Raw genomic sequence first — 20,419 nt, 5'->3', positions numbered from 1 at the left:
AGAGTGCGGACTCTAGACAGTTTCACAGAAACGACATCTGCGGTTTCTTGCAGTTGCCACAGCAGTTGTGGTGGCAACACACGGCGGTGGCGCGCGAAGTGGTCTTACCGCAATCGGGTTGACTACAGCACAACGACACGCTCATAACCCGTTTTCGGATGCCCCTATTCTTTGACGAGAAGAACGGGACATGGCGCCCGCGCGACAACGCGATTGGCCACGGACCCCAGCACGGCATCAACGAATGCACCGCGTCCATGTGAACCCATGACGATTGCTCCGGCCTGAACCGAACGGCTGTATTGAACAATGCGCTCTGGAGCGAACCCGATCAATCCATGCGCTTCAAAGGGAATACCTGCGTTGCGCAGGATCTCGACGGCAGAGGCCATCGCCTTTTCGCTCTCCTCCCGATGCCACGCGGCAAGATCAGCCTTTCCGAGAAAGGTCTTCACTTCTCCACTGACCTCCGGCGTGCAATGAAGCACATGCACCGTAATGTCTTGCATGAGCAATTGGCGGCTGGCGATGCAACGCGCAGCTGCATCTGAGTAAGCAGAACCGTCAGTGGCCAAAACAATGTTCTGGGTCATCTCGATAGCCTTTCCGAGTCGGTGGATACTGACAACGTACTGCATGCGCGATCGTACGCGCTGATCTCAATCAACAGACGTCGAGGCGGCGCTCCCGCATGAGCGGCCCCGCCTAACGGACCAGCAGCACCGGCAACGACGACGACCGGGCTACGCTTTCAGCGACACTGCCCAGCAGCGCTCGCCGTACGCCCCTTCTGCCGTGAGTACCCAGCACCATGACCTGCGCCTCAACCTGCAATGCCAGCTTCTCGAGTTCCGTTGCGACCTCGATGTAAGCCAGCGGGTCGTCTGTGGTCACGACTGAGGCCTCAATACCCGCTTGTTGCGCGGTGTGCAGCGCCTGTGCCACAAGCGTGTGCCCTTGCCGGATCAACGTATCGGTAATCTGTCGCGTGCTCAGAGAGCCAAGATCCCATTTGACATGGGCATTGTCGATGACATGTGCGATGACCAGCTTTGAGCCAAGCGCAGCCGCCAACCGGATCGCCTCATCCAGAGCGCGCTGCGATGTTGGGCTGCCGTCGATTGCGACCAAGATGATGTTGTACATGTCGATCTCCTGAAATTGCGCCTTGGGTGGCGATACAGAGAAGAAGCAGATCAGCGTTCTGCTTTGGTTCGTGCATCTTTGGAAGATGCTGCAACGGATTCTGGTTGCCGCCAGCGCAAGCGCTTCGCTTGCAAGAAGTACCGCCAATCCACTTTGGCGAACCCATAAACCAACGCCAGAAACACGACCTGGGACACGACAAAGTACGCTCCCATATAGACCCCGCCCACCTCGGTCTCGTCAGCCAGATAGCGGGCGCCAATCTGGGCAATGTGCGTCCAGGTCAGATAGCTTATCCAGCGGCCAGCAAAGAACGGAAGCCCGATCAACCATAGCCGCATCCCGGTCAAACCGTATGCAATGAAGATGTAATTGGAGGGGAACGGGCTGAATGCGTACGCCAGCATCAGCCCGACCGTCATACCTTTGCGGGCTTCCAGCCAGGCGCGCACAACATCGATGTTCTGACGATCGGCCTCACGCATCCAGCGGTTGCGCACAAGCGCGCAAGAGAGCCGCGCCAACACCAGGCGGCCGACGGTTGCTGCGCAAGCGGCAATGCCCGCAAGAAGCACTGCATTGGCATCTGGCCGCGAGAAGCCGATCCACGACATCACCATCCACGTCGGCGGCGCAAAGGCCGGCATCACGTTCAACAAAAGGATGGTTGCGAACAATACGAGCAGGTTTGCCATGACGATCAAGCCTCAGCACCGAGCACATGGAACATCTCGTCTTCCTGCGCGCAATGCAACCGCAGGATGGCATCCAGCCCATACAACAAGCGCTGCAGCTCTTGTGTGACAACGGCATCGGGGCCATCGGCGGAAACATCCGCAACGATCCTGCCCAGCAGGTTCGTCACGCGGAATATCTCGCGATGCATGGCGCTCATTGCGGCCATCGGATCGTTTCCGCCAAGCAGGCGGGCCACGTCAGGATAGAGCTGGGTATCGTCTCGGCGTTCATGCGGCAACAAGACGTCTGCCAAAGATTGATTCAACGCTAACAACTCGGCTCTCGCAGTACCGCCCGCCATATGGGGTAGCGAGTCTGCAATCAGGCGGATTCGGCTCATGATGGGCTCAAGCTCTGCGTGTTCGGCCTTGAGGCGCTCAACCTCGGCAGAGGCGAGTAACCGTGCCGCTTCATCTTCGGTTGGCCGCAGCGCTCGCAGCGCATTGGCGATGGCCAGGACGTCGATGACCTCCTGCAGCATTGCGCCTGCCAACGCCGGGAGGTAACCGAGCGCTGCGACAACCATGGCTAGCAGCGACAGCGACATGCCGATCATCACGCTCTGCAGCGCTACCCGGCGTGTGCGGTGCGCAATCCGGACGGCGTCAACCAGGCGATCCAGGCGATCCACCAACAAGACAATGTCAGCGGCTTCCGAAGAGGCTGCAGCGCCGCGCGCGCCCATTGCCACGCCAATGTCGGCAGCGGCGAGCGCGGGCGCATCGTTGACGCCATCGCCAACCATGATCACCTTGCCGTCAGCGCGGGCACCCCGAATCGCTGCAAGCTTGGCCGCAGGTGACAGTGCCGCATAAACCTCTGTCACCCCCAACATGGCGCCCACGGATTCGGCAACGTCCGGCCGATCGCCGGTCAACATCGCCTGTCGTGTGATGCCATCTTGACGCAAAAGCCGCAGCGCACGAGGCGCCTCAAGGCGGACGCGGTCAATCAACTGCAATCCGCCCACCAGTTCACCGTCTACACCGACAAAGACAGCCGCCGCACCGGCGTAGCTCACGCGCTTGACGAACCCTTTTATCCAGGAAGGCACATCAGACGAGCCCAAGACATAAGGCAACGTGCCGATGGAAATGATGTGTCCGTCAACGTGGCCGCGAACACCTGCGCCGGGGCTTTCGACGACCGCGCTCGGCAGCCCCAGCGTGGCGCCACGTTCGCGCGCGGCCTTGGCGACGGCCTCTGCCGTGACGTGATTCGATGCTTGTGCGAGTGACCCTGCCAAACTCAGTACAACATCGGACGCATATTGCGGCGCACACTCAATGTCGACAAGTCGTGCATATCCGCTGGTCAGCGTCCCTGTTTTGTCGAAAAACAGCGTGTCGGCCAACGCAAGCCGTTCCAGAGCGCCCCCGCCTTTGACCAGCACGCCTCGCTTGGCGCAACGCGACAGGCCTGACACGATCGCGACAGGTACGGCCAGGATCAGCGGACACGGCGTGGCCACGACGAGTATGGCTAGACAGCGGGCCGAATCACCGGTGAGCATCCAGCTTGCCCCCGCCAGGAAAACCGTGAAGCCCACAAAAGCAAACGCGTAGCGATCCGCCAGCCTGACGGAAGGGCTCCGCTCGGCCTGCGCAACACTGACCAACCGGACAACGCCCGCGAACGTACTCTTCTCGGCCGACGCGCTTGCGATCATTTCAAAAGCGGCGCCCACATTCAGCACGCCGCTGCAAACTGCATCTGCCGCCAGGCGATGGCTGGTGAGTGATTCTCCCGTCAACGTGGATTCATCAAGATCGGCAGGCTCAGACAAGGTGCCGTCCACCGGCACGACTTCGCCGTGCCGAACCAGCAACCGGTCACCCGCTTGAACCTTCTCCAGACTGACTTGGCGCCACTGTCCGCCATCGAAGCGATTGGCCCACTTGGGCACGTGGCTGAGCAACGCAGTCATTTCGCGCTGCGCACGCGCTTGAGCAAAATCTTCCAGCGCGCGCCCGCTCGCGAGCATCAATGCAATCACCGCGGCGACCAGCACCTCGCCTGACAAGAGCGCAAAGCTGATCGACATGACCGCCAGAATGTCTACCCCAGCCTGCCGCCGCATCAGCGATCGGACAATCGTGACAACCAGCGCCAGCCAGTTCGGAACGACCCCAATCAGCCAGAGTTGCCGCGCCAGTGCATCAACACCGAGGTACTGCGCCCATAACCCCGCCACCAAGGTCAGCGCCGACAAGGCAAGCAATGCAACGTTGGCCAGCAGGCGCGTGGCGCGCATTGTCGAGTTTCCTGTCGGGGCCATTTTCATGCGCACTAGATCATGCGGCGCAGCAGCCGGTCTTTCAGGATGAACTCGTGCCAGAGCGCCGCGGCGGCATGCAGCCCGACCGCGATATAGACGAGCGTGGCACCCGACTCATGAACCTCTTTGGACAAGTTCGCCAACGTCTTGTCTTGCGTGAGCGCCAGCGTCAAATTCAACCCGAACGGTTGAATCGGCTTGCCTCCCCAGGCCAGTGCCAACAGGCCCAGAACGGGCATCCCGACCATCAGGACATAGAGCACGCCGTGAGTGAGTCGTGCTGCAAGCTGCATCAACGGTGAGCCAGGGACGGGGGGCGGCGCCTGAATGCCAAATCGGGCCAACAAGCGCAGCACCATCAGCGCGAGCACAGTCAGCCCCGCAGTCTGATGGACCATGAACAGCGCGGCACGCGTGGCGCTGCCTTTAGGGAAGAAGTCGAGAATTTCGATGGCCACAACGGCGACCAACACCGCCAGAACCACCAGCCAATGGAGCGAGCGCATGGGGAGGGCGTATTTCAGTTCGGATTGCATAGCGTTATCCAGGATGCGTTGAGGGAGGGGCCAGGCTGTTGCAGATCAATCATCAAAGTCCCACATCTGATGCAGATCAAGCTTGAGGCGGCTGTCTGCCTCAAGCAGGTCGATGCGGGCGAGCCGTTCGGCCAGCAGGGCCTCGGCCAGACTACGGCGTGCCGCCAGCAGTTCAGGCAAGCCCGACTCACCTGCACGATATGCGCGCGTTGCCCTGTCGGATGCGCTTCTCTGCAGCGTAGCCGCTTCCATCTGCGCTTGCGTGCTCGTCCGTTTGCCTTGCAAGTTGCCGTAAAGCACATCGAATTCGGCGCCCAGCCGACGCGCAGCACCCAGCCTGCGCTGTGCAGCCGTTTCTGCGTCAGCAGCGGCCGCCTCAGCCGCTGAGCGCCGATGCGCCGACCCGATCGGCATGGCAACGCTCACGCCCATGATGCGTTCCGCACCGCCGCGCTCCACCGTAACGAACATGCCGACAGTCGGGTCAGGCCGACGCTCCAGATCTGCGCGCTTTGCCTGTTGCTGTGCCTGAGCCTCTTCTGCCATGGCAAGCCGGTATTCGTGGCTATCTTGAATGTACTCGGTACGTAATCGATCTGGTGGCTCCTGCGGCAATGGGGGCAGCGCGGTATCGGCGCCAAACGCGGGATGGCTCAGCCCCGGAAACCGGGCTTGCAACTCCGCCTGCGCTGTCTGTTCCGCTGCGGCGGCTGTCGCCAGCGCGGCTTGCATGCGCGCGCGGTCGGCTGCGGCCAGTTCGGCATCCAGGCGTGAGGCATCGCCAAGTTGAACCCTTCGGGCCGTCAGCGCCGCCAAATCGGCGGCCGCTTTGGCATTCTCCTGTGCGGTCTGGCGTGCCTGCCCTGCGCGCACGGCACCAAACCAGAGGGCCAGAATCTGACGCGATGCCTCATGGCGCGCATCCTTCACGGCAAGCTGACCGGTCTCGGCAGCCGCATCGGCAAGCTGCCCATCGGCTTGTGCTTTGCCCCACAGCCGCAATGGCCGCTCCACAGTGATCTGCCCTTCGGCATGGCGCTCGGAAGGGTCGCGCACCCGGCGCCCTTGGCCGATTGCGCGCACAACAGTTTCCGCCGTGCCGGCGCGAATGCCTTCAGCCCGGGCCAGTACGGCATCACGGCGGGCCTCTGCCGCCAGCACGTCTGGCGACTGCGCGACGGCCTCGCGCACCGCGCTCTCCGGGGGGAGATAGCCTGGCGAAACCTGCGCTTGCGCTATGGCACTCCAAAGCAGCGTCGTGCTCGCTCCAGCCAATGCGATGCGAAACAGATCCAACCTCATTGCGAATCTCCCTGCCCGGCGGCCGCACGCAGCCGTGGCAACCCAAAGCGTTCAAACAGCAGGGGCAGAACCAGCAGCGTCAGCGCGGTCGAAGAGATCAGTCCGCCCGATACAACGATCGCCAGCGGCCGCTGAATTTCTGACCCTGGCCCGCTGGCCAGCAGTAGCGGAATCATCCCCAGTGCGGTAATGCAGGCCGTCATCAGGACGGGCCGCAGACGGTCTCGCACGCCCGCGCGTACGGTTTCTGCCATGCTCAGGCCAGACTCCAGCAGCGTGTTGAAGTGCGAAACCAGCACCACACCGTTAAGCACCGCGATCCCGAGCAACGCGATGAAACCTACGGAGGCTGGCACTGACATGTACTCGCCCGACATCCGCAACGCTGCAATGCCCCCCACTAGCGCGAACGGAATGTTGGCGACCACGAGCACCGCCTGCCGCACAGAGCGGAACGTCAACATCAGCAAAAGAAAGATGGCGCCCAGGGCCAACGGGACAACCAAGGCAAGGCGCGCTGCGGCGCGTTGCTGGTTCTCGAACTGGCCGCCCCACACTACCCGCAACCCCTTTGGCAACGTGCCAATGCCAGCAACTGCTGCCTGGGCTTCCTGCACGAAACCTGCCAGGTCTCGGCCATCCACATTGACCTGGATGACGGCAAAGCGGGCACCGTCTTCATGGTTGATGCGCACAGGTCCATCCACGCGTTCGATACGCGCCAGAGAGGTGAGCGGCCATGCTTTGCCATCTGGTGCCGTTACCAGGAGGTTGGTCAGGTTTTCTGGTGCCTGCCGCAAGCCTGCGCCGCCACGCAAGATCAACGGCGTGCGGACGATGCCCTCGGGCACCACGCCAATCCGGTCGCCCTCGATCAGCGCGCGCAGTTGCGCCTGCAGCGCATCGCCGGAAAAGCCCGCCTGGCCGACCGCAGCCCGGTCCAGCGACACCTTCAGGTATTGCACGCCGCTGTTGCTGGGCGCGATCACCTCAGCCGCACCCGGGATGGTGCGGACCTTGGTAGCAATGGCCTGCGCCGCCGCATCGATAGCGGCAAGATCGCTGCCAAAAAGCTTGATGGCAACGTCACCGCGCGTGCCGGTCAGCATCTCCGAGACGCGCATCTCAATGGGCTGTGTGAACCCGTAGATCACGCCGGGGAAGCGCTCCATCACGCGCCGGATCGCAATCGCAATGTCTTCCTTGCTGCCGCGCCACTGATCCTTGGGCTTGAGCACGAGGAACGTATCGGTTTCGTTCAGGCCCATCGGGTCCAGGCCAAGATCATCCGAACCCGAGCGTGCGACGATCGAGCGTATTTCCGGCACCGCCTTGAGCAGCGCCTGCTGCACGCGTTGGTCGATGTCCAGCGATGCCGCTAGCGAAACGGATGGCGCTTTCTGCAGTTGCACAATCAGATCGCCCTCATCCATCGTCGGCATGAACGTTTTGCCGACCGACATGTACAACACCACGGCCAGCGCCAACGCCGCCGCTGCCAGACTGAATACAATGCGGCGATGCGTTGTTGTCCATGCCTGGATTCGCGCAAAACCGCTCGCGACCTTACGCATCAACCAAGGCGGCTCATCTGCATGCGCAAGCAAAAGCAAAGACGCGAGCGCCGGAACCACCGTAAAGGCAATCACCACGGACGAGGCCAGCGCCAGCACGATGGTGAGCGCCACCGGCCCGAAGAGCTTGCCCTCCAGACCTTGCAATGACAGCAGCGGCAGAAACACGATGGCAATCACCGAAACACCGGACAGCATGGGTGCCGCTACCGTTGCCACTGCATGGCGGATGACCGCTCCGCGTAGCGCAGGATCTGTCTTGTGGTCTTGCGCGCGCGCCATGGCCGTTTCGATGTTCTCGACCACCACCACGGCTGCGTCTACGAGCATGCCCAGTGCAATGGCGAGCCCACCAAGACTCATCAGGTTGGCCGTCAAGCCCACATAGCGCATCAGGAGGAAGGTCGCCAGCATCGACAGCGGTAGTGTGGCTGCCACTACCAGCGCCGCCCGCACGCCGCCCAGGAACAGGTACAACGTGATGACGACCAGCACGCTGGCTTCAATCAAGGCGCGAACCACGGTATTGGCCGCGCGCGTCACCAGCTCGCCGCGGTTGTAAAAAACGTGGGTCGACATGCCCTTTGGCAACTGTGGGCCGAGCGCATCCAGCCGCTCCTGCACTGCCTCAACCAGCTTGCGGGCATCGGTGCCACGCAGGCCCAGCACCAATCCTTCAACCGCTTCGCCGTTGCCGTCTTTGCTGACAGCGCCGTTGCGCGTGGCCTCGCCCAGCCGCACGGTCGCCACATCGCCAACCGTGACAGCAGGGGCGAAAGACTGGCTCTGTGCCGGCACCACGACAATCGCACGCAAATCATCCAGCCCGCGTACGCCACCTTCTACGCGCACGACCCAATGCTCGTCCCCGCGATCCAGCCGTCCTGCCCCGTCGTTACGATTGTTGGCGTCCAGCGCCTGACGCAATTGCTCGAGGGTGATGGAGCGGGCGCGTAACCGGGCCGGGTCCGGTGTCACCTCATAGCTGCGCACTTCGCCGCCGAGGGCGTTGACGTCGGCCACGCCTGCCACGGTGCGCAGCGCCGGCCGAATCACCCAGTCCAGCACGCGGCGCCGCTCGGCCAATGAGTAGCCATCGCCCTCCACCGTGAACATGAACATCTCGCCCAGCGGCGTGGTGATGGGCGCCAGCCCGCCCACAGCGGTCGACGGCAGATCGCGCGCCAAGCCGGCCAGACGCTCCGATACTTGCTGGCGCGCCCAATAGACGTCCTGCCCCTCTTCAAAATCGACGGTGACGTCGCTGATGCCGTATTTGGACACCGAGCGCACGATCGTCTTGTGCGGCAGGCCGAGCAACTCCTGCTCAATTGGCGTCGAGACCCGCTGCTCAACCTCCTCCGGGGTCATGCCCGGCACTTTGAGCACAACCTTGACCTGTGTCGGCGAGATATCGGGAAACGCGTCGATCGGCAGGTTCAGATACGCCCAGACGCCGGCCGCAGCAAGCACACCGGCCGCGATCAGCACCAGCACGCGTTGGCGCAAAGAGAACTCAATCAGGCGGGGCAACATCACTGTTCTCCTGCCAGCAAGCCCTTAAGCGCCCCAACACCTGTCACCACTACGCGTGTACCCGCTGGCAGGTTGGCACGAATGACGGCGACAGCCTCGTCTGTACTGGCAACTGCGACATCCTGGAAGCGGACGCCCTTGTCGGTCGCGACGAATACGCCCGGCACGCCTCGCACGTAGGCCAACGCAGCCACAGGAACCCGCAACAGTCCCGAGCCGCTTGCATTGGCCGGACCGCGCAGCTTGAGCGTGACGTTGACGCTCTCTCCTGCGCGCAAGTCCCCACGTCGCTCCAGCGATGCGCGCACACGCACACCTGCTGTGCCATCACCGGAGGGCGAAACGCCAATGACGACACCGGCCGCGCCGCGTTGCGCGACCTCCACGCGGTCACCTGTAGGGGGCACCGGTATATCGCGGCCGACAAGCATGTCCAGTTCCAGCGCGGTCGGATCAACGATCCTGAAAAGCGGTGCCGCCGCTTCTACTCGCGTGCCCGGAACAGCATTGACTTCGGCCACCACGCCGCCACGGCTCGCGACCAATTGCGCTTCGCCACCCGCGCCACTGAATGCGATGCCCGCGGAGGCCAGCTCTGCCCGGCGCGCCTTGACCATGGCATTGGCTTCGCCGGCCCTCGCCTGCGTTGCCTGCCAGCGGCTTGCAGCGATGATGCCGTCGTCGTACAGCGCCTTGTCGCGGGCGAGCGATTGCTGTGCGAGCCGCGCCTGCGAATTGGCCTCCGTCAGTGCGCGGCTGGTCTCGAAGAGCTGCGGGCTCAGAAAGCCTGCCAGCGGCTGGCCCGCGCGAACGGTTTGCCCCACCGACACCAACACCCGGGGCACCATGCCCGCGTATGGGGCCGCCACCACATACTGCGCATCCGGCTTGAAGACAACGCGCGCGTGCGTGCCGACCTCCAACCCCGAAGAAGCGGCGACCGGGCTCAAGCGCACACCGAGCGCGCGCGCCTGTTCAGCCGACAGTGGCAGCGTCTGAGCAACTGCTTGGGCAGCGGCTTGCTCAAGAGGAAACGCAGTCAGGGCAATACACGCACTGGCCGCGACGATTCGTTTGAAATACATGCCTGACTCCAATCCTCGGAGGCAACGCTATGGACGCCACCTCTGATTGCCGCGCATACGCGAGCGACCTGAAGACCAACCGTCGTTCAACAGCTCCATGCGATGCGAACGACCAACTTTTTCGGGTGGATGGCCAGTGGAAAGCGGAGTCACTACCGCCGTGCAGCGTTGGACGAGCCCAACGCACCAGAAGGCAGCGCTTCTGACACATTCATCATCGCCAATGCAAACACGAGGAGCTTGTTGCAAGTCAACAAGTTGCGGTGCAACACGCCCCGCCGGCCGTCAACCGGATACGGATCAGGACTGCAGCGGGGGCGCTTGGGCTGGAGGGGGCCGATTGACGCGGTCGCGCGAGCGCGCTCGAACTGGCGTTGGCCGATAGGCGGGACGTAAGACAGCGGCGCCAGCAAGCGCCGCAAGCAGCAGGAACGTTAAAGCGGATACCCCGGCGGCCGACGCTGCCCACAGAAATGCGGCTAGCTTCGCCGGACCAATGGCAGGCTCGACATCCACCTCGAAGGGTTCATGGCTCGTCAACGCCCAGTCATGAAGACCGGTCCAGACCGATTCATCAGAGGGGGAACGGTGGGCAAACGACGTGAATTGGAAATGAGAATCAACCGCGGCAGGAAGTGCGGCGTGCACGTGCAGGCCAGATTGTTTCGGAGTTCCGAGATGGCCGTGCAGAAGCGGGCTTAGCAGCTGCATCAACACGATGGTCAACAACAGCATGGCCCGAAGCGAGATGCTTGCGGTCGCACGTGGCATTTTTGAATTGTAACGCAATGTGCCATGGGTATGGCGGCGCCGGGCAACCGGCTCACCCGGCGGCGGCTGGCATGCAACTCGCATGCGTATCGTTACGTGTTCAGGAGCTGCAGCCAACGATGCGGCAAGCACGTCTTCAATCGATACGCTGCCCCGGGCTTCATGGGCATGCATCAAGACAGCTTGAGGTCAGACGATTCCCATTGGGGACAGACCCACCACAGAATGCGTCAACGCATATGCCGAGGAATACTCCAGCTCGCCCGAGGCTTGTGCGTGGATGGTGAACATCGGTTGCCCCACACTCACCTGATCGCGCAGTCGCACATGCATCTGCACACCCGCGACTTGGCGCATCGGCGCGCCCGCAAGTTTTGCGATGCGCGCAAGGTGGCGATTATCGATGTTGGTGACGATGCCATCTTGCTCGGCAACGACGTCGCGGCGGAAGACGGCCTCTCCGGGGATGCGCAAGCCACCCTGCGCTTCGCAGATCGCCTCGAACTTTCGCCATGCATTACCGCTATCCAGCAAGCCGGTTGCCATGTCGAGGCCGGTTCCGGCGGCGGCTGTCCCGCAAAACTCAAGTAATGCGCCAGCCAGTAATAGAGATCGCTCCCGCAAGTCGAATGGCGCCGTTGGAGACCTCTGGAGCACAGCCAAAACGTCTTTCGCTTCCAGCGCGGGGCCAATCCCCCGACCAATCGGCTGCGTGCCCTCCGTACGCAGCATCAGCACCTGAACGCCAAACGCTTGGGCCACACGTTTGAGCAGCATTTCAAGGCGCTCAAGGTCTTCAACACTGCGGACTTTGGCCGTGGGACCCACAGGCACATCGATCAGCACATGGGTCGATCCCGCTGCAATCTTCTTCGAGAGAATAGACGCCACGAGCTGTGCATCGCTGTCGACATCCAGCGCCCTTTCCACGCGAATCAATACATCGTCTGCCGGGCTGAGGCTCAACGCCCCGCCCCACGCGAGCGACGCGCCAACCTGCCCCACAACAGCGCGCAGCTCCGCGGCGCTCAAGTTGACGCGGGTGAGTGTTTCCATCATGTCAGCGGTGCCCGCTGGCGAGGTGATGGCGCGTGACGAGGTCTTGGGCAACAACAGCCCTGCCGCCGCGCAGACGGCAACAACGATGGGACTGGTGCGATTGCCGGGCAGACCGCCCACGCAGTGCTTGTCCGCCACGACCGCGCGATCCCACTGCAAGCGCTCGCCAGAATCGACCATTGCTTGTGTCAGGTCGATGGTCTCTCTGACTGTCATGCGGCCAGCCGCGCAAGCACTCAGGAATGCTGCGATATGCACATCGGCATAGCGCTCGTGCGAGATGTCAGCGATGATCTCCTGCAATTGCCTTGCGTCCAGATGCGCGCCATAGATCTTGGCACGCAGGGCCCGCAGAGACTCAAGCGACGGCGCATGCGTGACGCCCACTTCGTCCCCGGGGCGCGCCATCAACGAATCCACCGCGCTGGCTGACAGACTGACCTCATGCTTCTCCAGCAGCCCCGACCCCACCAGGTTCAGCGTAGCGATCAGCGATCGTTGCCCAATGCGGACTTCCACACGCGCCTGCGCGGCAAAACCCTCTGATCGACAGATCGCGCTGTCGGGGTGCATGTAGATGACATGTTCTTGCCATGTGTCGACCCCAAGCGCCTTGAACGTGAGGTGCTCACATGGCGTCGTCGGCGCATCAACCGAGGGCAGCGTGGCAGCACGCATGGCACTCATGGCACGCGCGTCAGCCGGCAAAGCGAAAATGCCCGCTGTGCAGCGTGATCTCCTTGGAACCTGTCTGCTCGAACAATGCACGTGCGACGTTTTCGATATCACCGCGGTGCACCCGGAACGCGCTGAGCAGGTCGTCCGACTGACAGGAGCGCGCGCCAAAGTGGTCCTCCAGAGCCTCCGCCGTGATTGCGTAGCTTGCGAAGCTGCCGTCGACCGACGCGCCGCATTGCAGACGTGGCCCTGCTGCGCAATATGTCGGGTCGTCAGGCAGGAAGCGGATCTGTTTCATGATGACCTCCAGATGCGAAAGCGCGCTTATCGGACAAGCACCTGCTTGCTCGAAGGCAGCGGGTAATCAAACATGCGTGAAATGGCGTCGGCCAGCGGCCCCGTCAACGCAATCCGGTTCGAGGGATGCTGGACGGTGTCGCACGTGACGACATCCGCGCTGGCAGCACACAGTTGGCTGTACGCGTCGGCGGCGAACACGGCGTGCACCCCAATGCAAACGGGCTGCGGTTGGGCGGCTTGCCGCAGCAAATCCGCTGCGGCAAGCATCGTGCGCCCGGTCGAGATGATGTCGTCCACAAGCACGGGCACGCACCCTGGCGGAATGTGTGGCAACGCCGCAATTTCCACCCGCCACGCGCTGTGCCGCGTCTTGGCCAATGCTGCCCATGGCGCCTGGCAAATGCCGGCCACATGCTCGACCCACTGCCTGCTTTCGTCGTCGGGCCCGATCAGGAACGGCGCCTGTACATGGGACTGTATCCATGCGGCAATGGCAGGCGCAGCCTCCACAGCGACCGTCGGCATCCGATAGACATTCGACAAATGCGAAATGCGATGCAAGTGCGGATCCACCGTGACAAGCCAGTCGAATACGGGATTCAGCAAGCCAGCAAAGTGTTCTGCAGCGCGAATCTCGCCCACATTGAAGATGACGTCCTGTCGCATATACGGCAGGTACGGCGCAATCAGTCCAACGCGCAGCGCGCCGCTCTCGCGGGCGGCAATCGCCAGCCAAAGCAGCGGCAACAGTTTCTCGTCCGGATGATCGAGGGTGCAGACAATGGCGACTTCCACGCCACGCACCGGCGTGTAGAGCCGCACGTAGGATTCGCCATCCGGAAAGTGGCTGACTGCGGCATGCCCCAACTCCGCACGCAGCGGGATGGCAAGTCGCTTGGTGGCGGCTTCACAGCCCGGCATGGCAATCAGCACACGCTGCGGGTCCAAACCCACGGCCGGGGCGGTCATGCGCCCTCCAGATCGTAAGACTGGCGATACTCCGGCATGCAGACGGGCCACTGCAGTTCATGCTCGATGCGCTGGCGCAAGGCGTCGCTGGCGGCCGGCTCGCCATGCACGATAAAGGTCTGCCGTGGCGGCTGCGTGAAACCGCGCAACCAGGTCATCAGTTCATTGGCATCCGCATGGGCGGAAAGATTCTGGATCTGCTCGACTGAAGCACGAATAGCCACCTCACGGCCATGCACGCGCAACGCCCGCTGGCCCGCCAGCAAAGCGGCGCCCCGGGTGCCGGCCGCCTGGAAGCCTGACATCAGGATGGCGTTGCGCTTGCCGCCACCCACGCTCTTGAGGTGATGCAGCACGCGGCCACCCGTTGCCATGCCGCTGGCCGCAAGAATGATCTTGGGCGCGCGATCGTTCCCCAGATGCATCGACTGCTCCGGGCTCTGCACCGGGATGGCCAACGCACAAGCAGCCTGGCAGTCGGCAGCCCCAATATGCAGATCGTCAACGTGACGCGCAAACACCTCGGTCGCCAGTTCGGCCATCGGGCTGTCGAGGTAGATCGGCACATGCGCAATCCGGTGCTCGCGGATCAGCGTATAGAGGCAATACAACAGTTCTTGCGTACGGCCCACGGCAAAAGCAGGAATCAGCAGCGTGCCGCCCTGCCCGATTGTCCGCTGCACAATCTGCTGGAGCGCATCGAGCGGGTCACCTTCTGGATGCACGCGATCGCCATACGTCGATTCGACCAGCAGGGTATCGGCCTGCGCTATCAGCTCCGGTGGCCGCATGACCGGATCGACCTGCCGCCCCAGATCGCCAGAAAAGACGATGCGACGGCCTTCGGCCAACAATGTCGCCGTGGCCGCCCCGATGATGTGCCCTGCACGGTGGAACTCGGCTTCCACGCCGTCGACAACGGGAAAGCGCTCGCCATAGCTAACAGGATGCAAGCGGCGTAATGCCTTGGCAGCGTCTTTCTCGTCATAGAGCGGCAAGGCGGGATGATGGCGCGAGAACCCGTGGGCATTTGCGTACTCTGCATCCTCCTGCGCAAGCCGAGCGCTATCAGGCAAGAGGATGTTGCACAGCTCTGCCGTACCTTTCGTGCAATAGACCGGGCCGTGGAACCCGTTACGGACCAGCAGCGGCAAGTAGCCGCTGTGGTCGATATGGGCATGCGTTAGCACAACCGCATTGATGTGGTGCGGGTTGACGGCAAGCTTGTCCCAGTTGCGCAAGCGCAGAGACTTGTAGCCCTGAAACAGCCCGCAGTCGACCATGACACGGTGCTCGCCGGTCTCGAGCACATATTTCGAGCCGGTCACCGTGTCGGTCGCGCCAAGAAATTGCAGCCGCATGCCGCACCCCCTGGCGCTCAGCGAATCGTGACGCGCTGCTGTGGTGACGCTTCCTTCTTGGGCAGCGTCACACGCAGCAACCCATTCTCGTACGTGGCGTCAACCTTGTTTTCATCGACTGCCGCATCCAGCGTGAACATGCGCTGCATCGAGCCGCTATAGCGTTCGCTGCGGATCACGCGTTCGCCTTCTTTCTGCTCGGACTGGCGCTCCACCTTGGCCGAGATCATGACCGTCCCGCGATCGACCGTCACGTCGATATCTTCTTTCTTCGCGCCCGGGATTTCCGCAACCACGCTGTACGCCTTCTCAGACTCTGTCACATCCACCTTGAACGGCAGCGCGCCATCCATGCCGCCGCGGAACGAGCGCAGAAGCCCTTGGAAAATGTCGCCAACCGGTTCAATGGCGAACGGGTCATAACGCTTGAGTTGACTCATGACTGCCTCCTGATGAACGGCCCTTGGGGATCTTGGGACCAGCAGATTCATCGTGGCACGGTGGTGCCGGAGCGCCTTGCGGCAGATCAACGGCGGCGCACGGTGGCCGTCGCGTGGGTGTCTTGGGGCTCGTATCGAGCACATCGCTTCTGAGGTGCCGGCCACCTTGTCAGGCTTTCCTGACATGAGAACCCGCAGTTCCGACAGCATTCTCAGCACAGCCTGCATGACGCTGGCGAGCGTGCCGCCAATACTGGTGGCAGGCCAACAAGCAACGCAGCGCCTTGTCGAATCGCCCCCCGGTGCCCGACACCGCCCAGCCAGCACAACGGAGCGCGCCATGAGCCAGAACATTGAATGCATCGTCCAGTGGAACGACTCGCACGACCTTGCCGCTTTTGACACAGTGCTTCCCGTTGGCGCACACCTTGTGGCAGAACGCGATGGATACGAACACCATGGCATCTATGTCGGCAACGGGCAGGTGATTCACTACGCCGGCTTTTCTCGCCGTCAGCGCCGGGGGCCGGTGGAGCGTATCTCCATTGGCAGCTTTGCATGCGGTTTTGCAGTGAGCATCCAGCGCGACGCCAGCCCCTGCTACAACGGCGACGAAGTCGCCCGCCGTGCCGGTTCGCGCCTGGGCGAAAGCGATTATCGGCTGCTGACCAACAACTGCGAGCACTTCTGTTCGTGGTGCCTGTTTGGAGAATGCCGCAGCGCACAGGTGGAGGCGTGCCTGAAAAGCCCCCTGCGGGCTGCGCGCACGCTATTCAAGCTGATGCTGCTGACACTGCCCTCCGATTGGCGGACTGCGCAGCCACAGGCTCAGGCCGCATGACACCGGCAAGCACCATGCCCCAATACGACACCTCGTTGCGCGAGCTGATTGCCAAGTGGTTTGGCCTGAGCGACACACCGCATCTGCAAATCACGCGCCTGCATTGCCCTGGCGTTGATTGCGGCTGCGTGCGGGTGGAGCTGACGACATCCGCCCGCCCGTTTGTCATCATCTTCTTCCGTCATCAGGCGGGCTGCTGGAGGCTGTTTCCGCCGCCGCACGTCCGCCGCACGTCCGCCGCACGTCCGCCACACGTCCGCCACCAATAGCGGCAAAGCAAGTCTTCCTTCGGGAAGGCAACACCGACTTGGGGCCTGATTGATCCGCATCAACCGACTTTCCGGCCCAAGCACGAACATCAAGGTTCGACCGGGATATCGGCTGGCGGACGAGACCATGCGAAGGTGAGAAAGTGAAAGAGAGTATGAAGCCGCAGCAACAAAGGTTTTCGCTCTGGTACGCCGTCATCGTCGCGTTGAGCATGCTGGCGTTCCAAACGCTGTTCATGTCCGAGCAGGTCAACACCCTTCCCTACAGCGACTTCAAGCTCCTCTTGCATGCGGGCAAGATCAAGGACGTTGCCATTGGTGACCAGGACATCACCGGCACCTTCTCGACGGAAGGCGTCGAGGCGTTGCTGACGCAGCAGCAGATCGATGTCATCCGGCGTACGGGCAAGGGCGACCATCCTTTCCAGACCCTTCGCGTGAATGACCCGGCCCTTGTTCAGGAACTGGAGGCGGCCAAGGTGCGGTTTGTCGGCCGGCCAGACAACAAATGGTTGAGCACGCTCCTGTCGTGGGTTGTGCCTGCGCTCCTGTTTTTCGCTGTTTGGAGCTTTCTGATCCGGCGCATGGGCGGGGCAGCCGCCGGCGGGCTGATGGAAATCGGCAAGAGCAAGGCAAAGATCTACATGCAAAAGGAAACCGGCGTGACTTTCGCCGACGTTGCCGGCATTGACGAAGCCAAGGAAGAGCTGTCGGAAATCGTCAGTTTTCTGAAAGAGCCCCTGCGGTATCAGCTCTTGGGCGGCAGGATTCCCAAGGGTGTGTTGCTTGTGGGTGCGCCCGGAACGGGCAAGACGCTGCTTGCCAAGGCAGTTGCTGGTGAGGCAGCCGTGCCATTTTTCAGCATGAGCGGGTCGGAGTTTGTTGAGATGTTCGTTGGCGTAGGTGCGGCGCGCGTGCGGGATTTGTTCAGTCAGGCTGAAGCCATGGCGCCGTGCATCATCTTCATCGATGAACTCGATGCCTTGGGCAAGACGCGTGCGTTCAACCTGGTTGGCGGCAATGAAGAGCGCGAACAGACGCTGAACCAGCTTCTGGTCGAGATGGACGGCTTTGACAGCGACAAGGGCGTCATCATCATGGCCGCAACGAACCGGCCCGAAATACTCGACCCTGCCCTGCTTCGTCCCGGCCGGTTTGACCGCCATGTCGCCCTTGACCGTCCAGACCTCAAAGGGCGAGAGCAGATTCTCAAGGTCCACGCCAGAAACGTCACGCTGGGGGCCGATGTCGACCTGAGCAAGATCGCCGCTCGAACGCCGGGCTTTGCTGGTGCCGACCTGGCCAACCTGGTCAATGAAGCGGCACTTCTTGCCGCGCGCGACGGTAAACCCGCCGTGCAGACCGCCGACTTTGACGAGGCGCTTGACCGCATCGTGGGCGGCCTGGAGAAGAAGAACCGCGTGATGAACGCCAAGGAAAAGGAGACCATCGCCTACCACGAAGCAGGCCATGCCATCGTGGCCGAGCACAGGCCCCTGGCCGATCGCGTTTCGAAGGTTTCCATCATTCCAAGAGGTATCGCCGCCCTGGGCTACACGCAACAGACCCCGGCGGAGGACCGCTACCTGCTCAAGCACAGTGAATTGCTGGACCGGCTCGACGTGCTGCTGGGCGGTTACATTGCCGAGCAGATCGTGTACCACGACGTATCGACCGGTGCGCAAAATGACTTGCAACGCGCAACTGACATGGCCCGCCAGATGATCACCCAGTTCGGCATGAGCGAACAGCTTGGTCTGGCCACTTATGAGCAGACACCGAACCCGCTGCTCGCCGGGGCAGGCTTGATGCAGCGCGAGCGCAAGGAATATAGCGAAGACACAGCGCAGTTGATCGATGCGGAAGTCCGCAAGGTGTTGTCCGATGCCAGTGCCCGCGTGAGGGCCACGCTCGAAGGCCAGCGCCCCAAACTGGAAGCGCTGTCACGCATGCTGCTGGACAAAGAGGTGGCTGACCGCCACGACCTGGACATGATTCTGGCTGGCAACGTGACCCCAATGCCGACTCCGAAGTCAGAAGCGGGCGCCCCCGCCAGCGCTCACGCGCCGTTGCCCGCGCAACAGCCGCAGTAACCTGCACTGGCCAAATGACACATGACACATGACACACGCAATGCAACCCGGCGGACACGTGTGGTCACGGTAGCAGCGCGGTGCTCAAAGTGCTCAAAGGCTCGATGGCAGAGGTTTCGTCCAGATGGACCAGCGCGTCAAACTGCGCGCCGATGGCCGCATCGAAATAGTGCGAGGCGTACTCGGTCTTCGGCAAGTACAGCACACCGATTGCCCGTTCCAGCAGCGGCTCGCGAAACACATCTGCCGCCGCATCGCCAAGCGGAAGGAAGAAGCGATCCAGCCCAGTGCTGTGGAACAGATGCTCCCAACTGTCCGGCCGCGCTGGCCGCACCCATTTCCGCTCGGCCTCGCCGCCCCACTCGGATGCGGCGCATACGTGGCCGGTATAGGTCGTAAAGCCGACAAGCAATGCGGCACCGCCAACCTGCTCACGCACGAGTTGCCCAAGGTTCCATTCATGCCGGCTGGCGGATTCCGTTGCCCGCGCATCACCCACATGGGAGTTGTGCGCCCACACGACGATCCGCCCGTCGCCGCCACGGCGCTGCCGATACGCAGCCAAACCGAACAGCGTTTGTGCCATGTGCGCATCGCGCAGGTTCCACGTATTGACGCGGCGTCCGAATGATTCGCGGTAGTACGCTTCTGCGTTGACAACGACGATGGCGTTTTGCTCGGCAAAGAAATGCGAGTCGATGGCGGCGGTGCCATCCTGCTCGATCAACCTGGCCTCGCTCGCCCGAAACCGGCGCAGTTGCTCGATCACCTCGCGTTGCGCTGGCAACCTCAAACCTGCGGCAGCTTCGTAGCCGTACGTCATTGGTTCACGCACGTGGTCCAGCGCCGCATAGTGCATGCGTGCCACCGCTGCCTGTTCCGGATCGGTCTTCTGCAGGTATTCGACGACAGCCTCGGCGGACCGGTACAGGCTGTACAGATCCAACCCATAAACGCCCACACGTTGCGGGGTAGCAAGGGCCGCGTTGTGCGCATGCAGCCAAGTGATGAAGTCGAGCATCTCCCGATTGCGCCACATCCACTCAGGAAACCGCTGGAAATCGCCTAGCGCCTCGGCAGCGGTGTCTGTGCCCTCGCCCTGAACATAGCGGTTGATGCGCCAGGCGTCGGGCCAGTCGCCCTCAATAGCGACGGCGTCAAAGCCGCCTTGCACAATCAACTGCCGCGTGATGTCTGCACGTGTCTGATAGAACTCGCGTGTTCCGTGCGTAGCCTCGCCAAGAAGAACGTAGCGCTTTGCGCGGGCCATCTCCAGCAGGTGGTCGTAGTCGGCGGCGCTGCCGGTGAGGCGGCTGGCCACTTCGCGCACGCCAAGGAAAGGTGTGAGAGGGGCAGACACGGGCGATGGGCTCCACGGATGCAGCGGTGGTATCTGCAGTCTAGACAGCGCCGCCGCACATTGATTGCGCTATCGCAAGCTGC

General features: G+C 62.4%; 18 protein-coding genes. 3 read left to right on the top strand and 15 right to left on the bottom strand.

The window, feature by feature from the left end; translation table 11 throughout:
- Positions 1–164: 164 nt before the first annotated feature.
- The 14 genes from PSUB009319_RS14385 to PSUB009319_RS14320 form a co-directional block, all read right to left on the bottom strand.
- Positions 165–638: a universal stress protein gene (locus tag PSUB009319_RS14385; protein WP_374704198.1), complete on the bottom strand. Its 474-nt coding sequence runs from the start codon at positions 636–638 to the stop codon at positions 165–167.
- Positions 639–705: 67 nt separating this feature from the next.
- Entirely contained in the window at positions 706–1,146 is a 441-nt protein-coding gene (locus PSUB009319_RS14380) for a universal stress protein (RefSeq protein WP_124382904.1), read from the bottom strand.
- 50 nt (positions 1,147–1,196) lie between these two features.
- Positions 1,197–1,841, bottom strand: a complete 645-nt coding sequence (locus tag PSUB009319_RS14375) for a hypothetical protein (protein ID WP_124382903.1) — start codon at positions 1,839–1,841, stop codon at positions 1,197–1,199.
- 5 nt (positions 1,842–1,846) lie between these two features.
- Positions 1,847–4,138, bottom strand: a complete 2,292-nt coding sequence (locus PSUB009319_RS14370; RefSeq protein ID WP_124382902.1) for a heavy metal translocating P-type ATPase — start codon at positions 4,136–4,138, stop codon at positions 1,847–1,849.
- A gap of 35 nt (positions 4,139–4,173) precedes the next feature.
- Positions 4,174–4,698, bottom strand: coding sequence for a cytochrome b (locus tag PSUB009319_RS14365; protein WP_124382901.1), 525 nt, complete (start codon positions 4,696–4,698; stop codon positions 4,174–4,176).
- Positions 4,699–4,743: 45 nt separating this feature from the next.
- Positions 4,744–6,000 carry a TolC family protein gene (locus PSUB009319_RS14360; RefSeq protein WP_124382900.1) on the bottom strand — a complete coding sequence of 419 codons (1,257 nt, stop codon included), beginning with the start codon at positions 5,998–6,000 and terminating at the stop codon, positions 4,744–4,746.
- Positions 5,997–9,110 (bottom strand): efflux RND transporter permease subunit, encoded by a 3,114-nt coding sequence (locus PSUB009319_RS14355; RefSeq protein ID WP_124382899.1) that lies wholly within the window; start codon positions 9,108–9,110, stop codon positions 5,997–5,999. Before PSUB009319_RS14355 ends, PSUB009319_RS14360 begins: the two co-directional genes overlap by 4 nt.
- A complete protein-coding gene (locus PSUB009319_RS14350; RefSeq protein WP_124382898.1) occupies positions 9,110–10,195 on the bottom strand; it encodes an efflux RND transporter periplasmic adaptor subunit in 1,086 nt (361 codons plus the stop codon). The genes PSUB009319_RS14355 and PSUB009319_RS14350 overlap by 1 nt, the downstream gene beginning before the upstream one ends.
- 300 nt (positions 10,196–10,495) lie before the next feature.
- Complete coding sequence (locus PSUB009319_RS14345) at positions 10,496–11,140, bottom strand: hypothetical protein (RefSeq protein WP_260392988.1); 645 nt, start codon at positions 11,138–11,140, stop codon at positions 10,496–10,498.
- A 15-nt stretch (positions 11,141–11,155) separates the two neighbouring features.
- Positions 11,156–12,703: a thymidine phosphorylase family protein gene (locus PSUB009319_RS14340; RefSeq protein ID WP_124382986.1), complete on the bottom strand. Its 1,548-nt coding sequence runs from the start codon at positions 12,701–12,703 to the stop codon at positions 11,156–11,158.
- A 19-nt stretch (positions 12,704–12,722) separates the two neighbouring features.
- Entirely contained in the window at positions 12,723–13,001 is a 279-nt protein-coding gene (locus PSUB009319_RS14335) for a DUF1488 domain-containing protein (protein ID WP_124382897.1), read from the bottom strand.
- A gap of 26 nt (positions 13,002–13,027) precedes the next feature.
- Positions 13,028–13,972, bottom strand: a complete 945-nt coding sequence (locus PSUB009319_RS14330) for a ribose-phosphate pyrophosphokinase (RefSeq protein ID WP_124382896.1) — start codon at positions 13,970–13,972, stop codon at positions 13,028–13,030.
- A complete protein-coding gene (locus PSUB009319_RS14325; protein ID WP_124382895.1) occupies positions 13,969–15,333 on the bottom strand; it encodes an MBL fold metallo-hydrolase RNA specificity domain-containing protein in 1,365 nt (454 codons plus the stop codon). Before PSUB009319_RS14325 ends, PSUB009319_RS14330 begins: the two co-directional genes overlap by 4 nt.
- Positions 15,334–15,350: 17 nt before the next feature.
- A complete protein-coding gene (locus PSUB009319_RS14320) occupies positions 15,351–15,773 on the bottom strand; it encodes an Hsp20/alpha crystallin family protein (RefSeq protein WP_124382894.1) in 423 nt (140 codons plus the stop codon).
- A gap of 340 nt (positions 15,774–16,113) precedes the next feature.
- Here PSUB009319_RS14320 and PSUB009319_RS14315 point away from each other — a divergent pair, with 340 nt between their 5' ends.
- The 3 genes from PSUB009319_RS14315 (at position 16,114) to ftsH (ending at position 18,976) form a co-directional block, all read left to right on the top strand.
- Entirely contained in the window at positions 16,114–16,614 is a 501-nt protein-coding gene (locus PSUB009319_RS14315) for a lecithin retinol acyltransferase family protein (protein WP_124382893.1), read from the top strand.
- Positions 16,615–16,628: 14 nt separating this feature from the next.
- The gene (locus PSUB009319_RS14310) at positions 16,629–16,883 is read left to right on the top strand and encodes a hypothetical protein (RefSeq protein ID WP_124382892.1); all 255 of its coding nucleotides are present in this window, start codon (positions 16,629–16,631) and stop codon (positions 16,881–16,883) included.
- 155 nt (positions 16,884–17,038) lie between these two features.
- Positions 17,039–18,976, top strand: a complete 1,938-nt coding sequence (ftsH, locus tag PSUB009319_RS14305; RefSeq protein WP_124382891.1) for an ATP-dependent zinc metalloprotease FtsH — start codon at positions 17,039–17,041, stop codon at positions 18,974–18,976.
- A 64-nt stretch (positions 18,977–19,040) separates the two neighbouring features.
- Here ftsH and PSUB009319_RS14300 read toward each other — a convergent pair whose 3' ends face one another.
- Positions 19,041–20,336: an erythromycin esterase family protein gene (locus PSUB009319_RS14300; RefSeq protein WP_124382890.1), complete on the bottom strand. Its 1,296-nt coding sequence runs from the start codon at positions 20,334–20,336 to the stop codon at positions 19,041–19,043.
- Positions 20,337–20,419 lie beyond the last annotated feature (83 nt).

The sequence above is a fragment of the Ralstonia sp. SET104 genome (assembly GCF_003851545.1).
Taxonomy (GTDB): domain Bacteria; phylum Pseudomonadota; class Gammaproteobacteria; order Burkholderiales; family Burkholderiaceae; genus Ralstonia.
The sequence above is the reverse complement of the archived record's forward strand: the minus strand, read 5'-3'. Positions and strand labels throughout refer to the sequence as shown.